Source organism: Bacteroidota bacterium (assembly GCA_030706565.1).
GTDB lineage: Bacteria > Bacteroidota > Bacteroidia > Bacteroidales > JAUZOH01 > JAUZOH01.
In genome coordinates this window covers 1-9,757 of record JAUZOH010000122.1, presented here as the reverse complement: position 1 = coordinate 9,757, position 9,757 = coordinate 1, and the positions used below count along the sequence as shown (strand labels likewise).

7 protein-coding genes are annotated in these 9,757 nt (G+C 38.2%); 6 read left to right on the top strand and 1 reads right to left on the bottom strand.

Features of this window, described 5'->3' with window-relative positions; translation table 11 throughout:
* The 3 genes from porU to ispF all read left to right on the top strand — a co-directional run.
* On the top strand, nucleotides 1–1,880 hold a 1,880-nt coding region (gene porU / locus Q8907_08120; GenBank protein ID MDP4274228.1), incomplete at its 5' end, for a type IX secretion system sortase PorU.
* A 29-nt stretch (nucleotides 1,881–1,909) separates the two neighbouring features.
* On the top strand, nucleotides 1,910–3,142 hold the full coding sequence (gene porV / locus Q8907_08115) for a type IX secretion system outer membrane channel protein PorV (protein ID MDP4274227.1): 1,233 nt from the start codon (nucleotides 1,910–1,912) through the stop codon (nucleotides 3,140–3,142).
* On the top strand, nucleotides 3,142–3,627 hold the full coding sequence (ispF, locus tag Q8907_08110; protein MDP4274226.1) for a 2-C-methyl-D-erythritol 2,4-cyclodiphosphate synthase: 486 nt from the start codon (nucleotides 3,142–3,144) through the stop codon (nucleotides 3,625–3,627). The genes porV and ispF overlap by 1 nt, the downstream gene beginning before the upstream one ends.
* Nucleotides 3,628–3,696: 69 nt before the next feature.
* On the opposite strand, the gene Q8907_08105 is transcribed toward ispF, so the two are convergent.
* Nucleotides 3,697–5,034: a citrate/2-methylcitrate synthase gene (locus Q8907_08105; protein MDP4274225.1), complete on the bottom strand. Its 1,338-nt coding sequence runs from the start codon at nucleotides 5,032–5,034 to the stop codon at nucleotides 3,697–3,699.
* A gap of 730 nt (nucleotides 5,035–5,764) precedes the next feature.
* On the opposite strand from Q8907_08105, the gene Q8907_08100 reads away from it, so the two are divergent.
* The 3 genes from Q8907_08100 to Q8907_08090 all read left to right on the top strand — a co-directional run bounded on the left by Q8907_08100 (nucleotide 5,765) and on the right by Q8907_08090 (nucleotide 9,601).
* The gene (locus Q8907_08100; protein MDP4274224.1) at nucleotides 5,765–6,841 is read left to right on the top strand and encodes an SGNH/GDSL hydrolase family protein; all 1,077 of its coding nucleotides are present in this window, start codon (nucleotides 5,765–5,767) and stop codon (nucleotides 6,839–6,841) included.
* A gap of 137 nt (nucleotides 6,842–6,978) precedes the next feature.
* Complete coding sequence (locus tag Q8907_08095; GenBank protein MDP4274223.1) at nucleotides 6,979–7,812, top strand: beta galactosidase jelly roll domain-containing protein; 834 nt, start codon at nucleotides 6,979–6,981, stop codon at nucleotides 7,810–7,812.
* A gap of 73 nt (nucleotides 7,813–7,885) precedes the next feature.
* The gene (locus Q8907_08090; protein MDP4274222.1) at nucleotides 7,886–9,601 is read left to right on the top strand and encodes a glycosyl hydrolase family 28 protein; all 1,716 of its coding nucleotides are present in this window, start codon (nucleotides 7,886–7,888) and stop codon (nucleotides 9,599–9,601) included.
* The last annotated feature ends 156 nt before the right edge of the window (nucleotides 9,602–9,757 follow it).

Sequence of the window (9,757 nt, the reverse complement as noted above, 5' to 3'; positions counted from 1 at the left end):
GGACTTATACCAGTGATGATTATTTCGGTTTGCTGGATGATAATGAAGATATGTCGACAGGCCTGTTGGATATTGGGGTAGGAAGGATTCCTGTTTCAAGCAGTTCGGATACCAGCATGATTGGGAAAATCAATCGGTATATCAGTTCAAAAACCGAAGGCGACTGGCGTAATGTTGTTAGCTTTGTTGCCGATGATGAAGATGCAGGTTTGCATGCCGAACAGGCCGATTTACTTTCAGATGAGGTTAAATCAGCAAATCCGGATTATAATATTCAGAAGATTTACCTGGATGCCTATCAACAGGTTTCTTCTTCTGTTGGCCAAAGATATCCGCAGGTGAATAAGGCTATTAATGAGCAGGTGGATAAAGGAACCCTGATCATGAACTATACCGGGCATGGCGGTATATACGGCTGGGCGCAGGAACAGGTCCTGACCGATGCGGACATAGATTCCTGGACAAATTCCGGCAAATTTCCATTATTTGTCACAGCAACCTGCGAATTCAGCAAGTTCGATTATTTAAAAGAAACTACAGCCGGCGAAAGGGTTCTGCTTCATCCCAATGGCGGTGCAATTGGTCTTTTAACCACAACCCGTGTAGTTTATTCCGGACAGAATTTCACCCTGAACCAGAATTTTTACCGGTATATCTTTGCCCATGATCCTCAAGGCAATAAGTTGCGTTTGGGAGATATTATCCGTTTGACCAAGAATGCTTCAGGAACAGATTACAACAACCGCAAATTTACCTTATTGGGCGATCCTGCACTGGAACTTGCGTATCCTGCAAATACGGTTAAAATCATCTCCGACTCCTTGAATGGAAGGATCATTGGCCAAAACTCGGATACGTTGAAGGCTTTGGAGAAAGTCAGAATTTCAGGGCATATTGAAAATCAAAGTGGAGCATTTCAAAATGATTATTCCGGAATGTTATTTCCAACAGTCTTTGATAAATCTAAGTCAATGGCCACTTTGATGAATGATGATGATTCGAAGAAAATAGAATTCGAATTACAAAACAGCGTGCTTTATCACGGTAAGGCCAGTATTAATCATGGGAAATTTTCCTTCACTTTTGTTATCCCCAAAGATATTGATTACAGTTATGGGAAAGGGAAGATCAGTTATTATGCTGAAAATTCAGAGAGTGATGCTTCAGGCAGTTACAATAATGCTCTTGTGGGAGGGTATAGCCCCGCAGTTGTTGCAGACAGTACTGGTCCGGATATTCGTCTTTATCTGAATAACGAACATTTTGTTTTTGGAGGAATTACGGATGAACATCCTGTCCTGCTGGCAAAATTTTCGGATGAAAACGGGATTAACACAGTAGGAAACGGAATAGGCCATGATATTACCTGTATACTTGACAAAAATTCAAGTAAATCTTTTGTTTTGAATAATTATTATGAATCTGATACAGACAGTTATCAGAAAGGAACTATCCGGTATCCTTTGGAAAGTTTGAGTGAAGGCAATCATAATATAAAATTAAAGGCCTGGGATACCAATAATAATAGTAATGAAGCATATACGGAATTTGTAGTGTCGAAATCAGCGAAAATTGCCTTAAATCACGTATTGAATTATCCCAATCCCTTTACCACCCATACCTCATTTTATTTTGAGCACAACAGGCCCAATACCAATCTGGATGTGCTTATCCAGGTTTTCACCGTTTCAGGGAAATTAGTAAAGACTATTGAGACGAACATTAATACGGACGGTTTTCGTGCCGGACCAATTGACTGGGATGGACTTGATGATTTTGGAGATAAAATTGGCCGGGGTGTATACATATTTAGGGTAAAATTACGTTCTAATATGAACGAAACAGTTGAAAAATTTGAAAAGCTTGTTATTCTGAGATAATTATTAAATTTGCATTAAAATAGTGGGATATGTATAAAAGACAAAATATAGTAGAAATCTACAAAATAGGTTCCCTTTGCGGAATTCTATTTTGTATAAACATATTATGTCTGGGGCAGAATGCAACTAGTTTAAGTGGACAAGACAGTAAATACAACATCATACAAACTGCGGTTCCTTTTTTGACTATTGCACCTGATTCTCGTTCCGGGGCATTGGGCGATGCCGGAGCTGCTACATCCCCGGATGTGAATTCACAGCATTGGAATCCGGCCAAATATGTTTTTTCGGATAATCAAGCCGGGTTCTCTTTCACCTATACCCCCTGGTTAAGTAATTTGGTTTCCGGAATCAATCTTTTATATGTAGTAGGCTATTATAAGATAAATCCCCAAAGTGCTCTTAGTGCCTCATTGCGTTATTTCTCGCTGGGACAAATTGATTTTATCAATGATCAGGGTAAGTACATGTCTACGCAGAATCCTAATGAATATGCTGTAGATGCTGCATATTCAAGGAAATTTTCTGACAAAGTATCGGGAGCAATTGCTTTCCGTTATATACGTTCGGCTATCGCACAAGGTGCCAGTGTTGATGGTACAGAGGCCAAGGCAGGCTGGTCTGTGGCATCCGATGTTTCCGTTTATTATAATACGGACATTACTTTAGGGGGAAAAGACTCCAAATTGGCATTTGGAACAGATATTTCCAATATGGGTAGAAAAATGTCATATACCGATATTCAGGATGCGGAATTTATTCCGATAAACCTTCGCCTGGGAGGGGCTTTGACTACCAATGTTGACGATTATAATTCATTCTGTCTGGTTGCTGACATCAATAAACTATTGGTTCCGACCACACCTTATTACTCGGATTCTATTGATCCCAATACAAACAAGCCAATGATTGATAAGGGAAAGAATCCTGATGTTTCGGTACCTGTAGGTATGATCCAGTCATTTTATGACGCCCCTGACGGATTTAAAGAGGAAATGCAGGAAATTATGTATTCCCTGGGACTGGAATACTGGTACAGAAAGCAATTTGCAATAAGGGCAGGTTATTTTAACGAAGCTAAAAATAAAGGGAATAGAAAATATTTCACAACCGGTGTAGGATTAAAACTCAATGTGCTGTCCTTGGACTTTTCCTATCTTATTCCGGTATACATGAATAATAATCCACTTGCCCGTACCCTCCGTTTTTCGATATCCTTCAATTTCGATTCCGGGAAAAATAAAAGGAAGGTAAAAAGCTAATGGCAAAAATGAAAATTGGCTTTGGCTATGATGTTCACCAGCTGGCTGAGGGCTATGATTTATGTATAGGTGGAATTAAAATACCACATCTTAAAGGAACCGTAGGTCATTCAGATGGTGATGTGTTGATACATGCCATCTGCGATGCACTTTTGGGTGCTGCTTCCCTGCGCGACATCGGTTATCATTTTCCGGATAATGATCCTTCCCTGAAAGGAATTGATAGTAAGATCTTATTGAGAAGAACACTGGATCATTTAAAAGAGAAGGGATATACTGTCGGGAATATTGATGCCACTGTTTGTTTGCAAAAACCTAAAGTTCAGGGATTTATTCCTTCAATGCAGGAAACACTTGCAGGAGTTTTGCAAATTCCTGTGGAAGATATTTCCATTAAAGCTACAACCACCGAAAAGCTTGGATTTGTCGGCAATGAAAGTGGTATTTCTGCTTATGCTGTAGTACTAATAGAAAAAGCTGTTTAACAAGTATCAGATACAATCCGGTTTACAATCAATGAACACAGAATTGTATCTGAATATTTCTTGAAAGTTTTACTTCCTCATTTTTAATGGGACATATTCTTCATTGTGTTCCACACTTTTATAGGCCGGACGGATAATCCTTCCCCCCGAAATCAATTCCTCCAGGCGGTGGGCGCACCAACCGGAAATTCTGGACATGGCAAAGATAGGCGTATAAAGATCCGGGGTAAGATTGAGCATGTTATATACAAATCCGGAATAAAAATCCACGTTAACACAAATCTTTTTATCACTCTTCTTTACTTCCTGAAATAAAATGGGAGCCAGTCTTTCGATGGTGTCATATAATCTGAATTCTTTTTCCCTGTGTTTTTCAATGGCCAGTTCCCTGGCATAATGTTTAAGGATAACAGCCCTGGGGTCTGAAAGGGTATAAACCGCATGCCCGACACCATAGATCAATCCTGTATGGTCAAAAGCTTGTTTTTTCAGGATTTTGACCAGATAGTCTGCAACCTCTTTTTCATCTTCCCAGTTGGTTAGATGGTTTTTTATGTTATCCATCATGGACATTACTTTGGAATTGGCCCCTCCGTGTTTGGGCCCTTTTAAGGAACCTACTGCACCGGAGATGGCTGAATAAGTATCTGTATCAGTTGAAGTAATCACATGGATGGCAAAGGATGAATTATTTCCTCCACCATGTTCGGCATGAAGTACCAGGCAGATGTCCAGGGTTTTTGCTTCCAGTTCTGTAAATTTCTGGTCGGAACGGATCAATTGCAGGAAACATTTTGCAGTACCCTGATTGTCAATAGGATTGTGCAAAAACAGGCTGCCATTATTGTAATATCTTTCCTTTGCCTGATAACCGTAGGCAATCAAAGTTGGAAAACGGGCAATTAATTCTATAGACTGGTTCAATACATTTTCAATAGAGATATCATCCGGATTGTTATCATAGGAATATAAGGCCAGGATGCAGCGTGCCAAATTGTTCATGATATCACTGCTGGGCGATTTCAGAATCATATTTTCTGTAAAACCATCGGGTAAAGCCCTTTTGGAGTCGAGCAATTCATTGAAATTCTTCAATTCGCTTTCTGATGGCAGCTTTCCAAAAAGCAAAAGAAAAATTACCTCCTCAAACCCAAACCTGTTTTCTTTCTCCAGATGCTTGACGATGGATTGCACATCTATTCCCCTATAGCTTAATTTACCCTCAACCGGGACGATTTCCTGTTCGTCACGAATATATCCATGAACATTTCCAATCCGGGTTAATCCGACCAATACGCCACTGCCATCATTATTACGCAGTCCACGTTTTACATTAAAATCGTCATATAACTTTTTATCAATTTGGAAGCTGTCTTTCAGTCCCTGTATTAAATTGTTCATGTCCATGATATATGTATAGTTTAGAAATATACCCAGTATTACCTGAAAAAGATCAGGTTGAAAAAAGTAGAATTTTTAGGTTGAGTAGGCTTGGGTTTTATCAAAACAGACAAATATATTAAAAATTAAAAATATTATGTGCGTTTTTATTTGAAATATCTAGTGGGAAATGTAAAAAAATTGATTTTTGAAAATACAATTCGTGAACCAAAATCGAAAAGGGATTAGGTTAGTTTAAGGTTGATAAATAGAAAAAGGCTTGAAAAATTTATAGTTAGAGGAATAGGAACGAATAGAGTTTTTGTATTTTCGTACATTTCTTATGGCTTAAGAATCTATAAATAATGATCATCTTGAGCGTAATGAAATGAGGCGAAGGATTTCAAGCTATATTGAAATTCTAATCAGACAACAATCATTTAAATTTATTTAAAGCTGAAAAATGAGGAATAAAATAATTTGCATTCTATGTTGTTTGATGGCAGGCAGTTTTCTTTTATATGGGCAGGAAACATATCCTGTTTCACACTATATATCGGTCATTGAAACTAATATTTACAGGGATTATAAGGGGATGTACCGCAAAGAAGGAGGCTCTCTTGTAATTCCATTTTTGACCCCCGGAAGCATTTGCTTTATAAAGGATTCCAAAAAGGAATTTTTTGGTATTAAACATGAATGCCTGTATGGAGGGAAATCCCGTAGTTGAAGAATTTTAATTAATAAACAAATACCTATGACTAAAAATTATTTTTGCCTGATTATTTCTTTCCTTTCGGCTTTCTGCTTTGCCCAGGAAAAAACTGTCCCTTTTAACAGTCCATTCATCACCTATGAGGGGCGGATACAATTTAAAGCTGATGCAGCAGTGCTTACCTGGCCTGGTAATTCAGCAACCATTCAATTCAAAGGTACTGAAATTTCTGCCCGGCTTAAGGACCTGGATACTGCCAATTATTACAATGTTATTGTTGACAATCAGGTGATTGGAAGAATTCATACCGATACCCTCAAACATAGTTATGTGTTGGCTTCGGGATTATCCAAGGGTAAGCACATCCTTCAACTCTTCAAGCGTACCGAATGGGACAAGGGAAAAACCTTATTTTACGGTTTCGAAATCCCGAAAAATGTGAAATTATTGCCTCCTCCTGCTCCTAAAAAAAGAAAGATAGAATTTTACGGCAATTCCATTACCTGTGGTTATGCAATGGAAGACCATAGTGGCAAGGATTCCTGGTTTGGATATTATGAGAACAATTATCTTTCTTATGCTGCAATAACAGCCAGACATTTTAACGCCCAGTATTATTGCAATTCCAAAAGTGGCATTGGCATTTTAATCAGCTGGTTCCCGCTGGTCATGCGGGAAATGTACGACAGGCTGGATCCGGTTGATTCCACGTCCAAATGGGATTTTACAAAATATACTCCGGATATCGTAGTCATCAACTTATTTCAAAATGATTCCTGGCTGGTCAATCAGCCGGAGCGTGCTGAGTTTAAGAAAAATTTTGGAGTGAAAGCTCCTGATGAAAATCAAATTATTGCTGCCTATAGAAATTTCGTTGCTTCCATCAGAAGCAAATATCCCCAGGCTTCCATCATTTGTGCTTTGGGGTCAATGGATGCAACCCGTAATGGTTCTCCCTGGCCGGGTTATATTTCAAAAGCGGTGGAACAATTGCACGATTCAAAGATTTTCACCCATTTTTTCCCATATAAAAATACCAGCGGACATCCCAATGTTGCCGAGCAAAAGGTGATGGCCGACAGCCTGATTGATTTTATAGAAAAAAATATAAAATGGTAAAGTTAAATTTCTCTGTTATTGGCCAATTTTTATAAATGATAACTACCTGTATCGAACAGACAAATAATCGCATCCGGACGAAAAACTCCAAGTGGCTACTAACTGAAATGAAATTATAATTTGCAATTTTCAATGTTATGAAAGAAGTAGGAATAATACTTGTATTTCTTTTGGGAACTTTAGGGGTTAATAATCAACAGGTTGTATGTCAGTCCGGCAAAAGAATAACCAAAATATTTAATGAACGTTGGACCTTTAATTATTTTCCTGAAGAAACGGCTGATCATGGCTTTGAACATCCTGATTATGATGACTCAGCCTGGCCCGAGGTTTCAATTCCTCATACCTGGAGCACTTATGAGACGACTGGTCAATTGCATCCTTATATTCATGATGCCAATGAAAAAAGTGCAACTTATTGGTGGTATGGCTGGGGATGGTATCGTAAACATTTCAGTCTTGGCAAGGAATATTCCGGGAAAAAGGTATTTGTTGAGTTTGAAGGTGTTCAAAAGTATTGTAAAGTATGGATAAATGGACAATATTTAGGTGAACATAAAGGGGGCTACGGTTCTTTTGATTTTGACCTGACTCCATATATAAAGGCTGGAAATGACAATATTCTGGCGATTGCTGTTAGTAATCGCCAGAATGATCAGTTCAGGATACCTCCCATGGCAGCCGGAAATTTTGATTTGTATGGTGGAATTTATAGGGATGTGACTATTACTATCAAGGATAAAATGTACATTCCCATGCAGGGATCGGCCAGCCATGAAGGAGGAACGTTTGTAACCACACCTTCAGTGTCTGAAGAACAGGGTATCGTAAGAGTACAAACCTGGGTGAAAAATGATAAGGATGGGGGAGAAGAGGCTAAAAGGGTGGTTACAATTAGCTATGTTGTTAAGAAGGGAGAGCCCATTCTTGTAACATCCTTAAACTGCATTCCAAATTTAAAAAATGAGTAGGGTATAGTCTATGTTTATGACAGGGAGATATGCCGCTTAAAACAGGCATCATTTGGAACTAAATTCATATAAAATGGGAAAAATGAAAAATGACTGTAACCAAAATAAAAGACTGAAGGTCAACCATACTCTATTGTATCTGTTAATTTCCTGGAATGTAATATTTGCTCAAAATAACAAGGAAAATGCCGTGGTTGGGCCTTATAAACCTGTGAGGATCGATCACAGAACAGAAACTAGTCCTGTTGATTCAAATAATTCTGTGTTAGAATACTCCATAATTCCCGGGGCCGTAAAAAGCCATACTTATTCACTGAATGTCGATGGGAAAGATATTTTTGTAGAAAAATTTAAAGATATCAGTTATGCCCGTTTTGCTTTTTCCGGTAAGGCAAATCTGACAATCACTGCCAGGGACAATTTCGGCAAATACTCCATCAGCCCTTTAAGTTACAATATCGCTTCTCAAAAAACAGGAAATAAGGTTTCATTTTCATTAGACAATCCGGTGAAACTTATTCTCCAATTTGAAGGAATTGAAGAAAAGCTATTCATTTTTGCTGATGCTCCGGAAGTGGGCGCACCTAAAATTGGTGACAGTAGGGTAACCAGTTTAATGGATTTTGTTACGGATAATTCTGGACGTACACTTCAAACCCGCAAAATACAAAAGGCCATTGATGAAGTTTCAGGAAAAGGTGGAGGTGTTCTTTTTGTTCCTAATGGAAAATACCTGACCGGTACTTTCGTAATGAAATCTAATGTGACGCTTTATTTAGAAAGCGGTGCTATTATTCAGGGTTCTGGCAATTTAAAGGACTATAATGATATGGGTGCAAATAAATCGGGCATGGTTACTGAAGGCAAAGGGGCGCTTATTTATTTCAACAAGGCTGACAATGCACATGTTACCGGCCAGGGGGTGATTGCAATGGCAGGTACCAAAATAAAGACTGAAACAGGCCAAAAAATCCGTATCTGCAATTTCATTGAATGTAACAATTCTGGTATTTCTGATGTGATCATCCGTGATTCCGGAGGGTTCAACATTCACATTTTGAATTCTTCAAACATAACCATGAAAGGTTATAAAATCATCAACGACCTTTCTTTGCCCAACGAAGATGGGACTGATCCGGACGGTTGTAATGGGGTTGTTGTCGATAATGTTTTCATGTATACCTCCGACGATGCCATTGCAGTGAAGGCAGATAGCCGGCTTTGCCAAAATATCCTGGTCAAAAACTGTGTTTTTTGGACTAAAAAATCAGCCCTAAAAGTCGGTTCTGATCCTTATCACGGAGCTCGAAATATCGTATTTCAAAATAATAATGTGGTTCACGCTGACCGAGCATTGGCCTTATATTCGGGTTGCGGAGGTATTGAAAATGTAAAATTTATTGATAATAAATCCGAATTTATTGGTGGCGATGCCAAACGTCAATTAATTGTTTTTCAGGTTTCTAATGCAAAAGAAAATAATTCAGAGCAGAACAGAAGGGGAATTGGCTTCATAAAGAATGTTGAAGTAATTAATTATACTGCATTTCAAAAAAGCGAGAATAAAAGTATTATTTCCGGGACTGTTTCAAGTAAAGGGATAATACATAAAGTTTCAAATGTATTGTTTAAAAATATGGTCATTGAAGGTAAACATTGTTTCAATGCAGAAGATGCTGATATGGTTCTGTCTCCTAAGAAACTGCCTACTGATCCTAATGCAAGAAACTCCGTTCCGGGTGAAAAAACTAATTGTATAATGACTATAGAAAATATTAGATTTCAATAAAATATAAAATAGTGTAATTTGACTTCATACGAAGGTAATAAGGAGGCTGACGCTATTAAAAAAGTGCTGGCTTCCTTACAATAGCTTAAAAATCATATTATGGAAAGAAGAGAATTTATAAACAAGACCCTGTTGGCGGGACTTTCTGTGCCCATT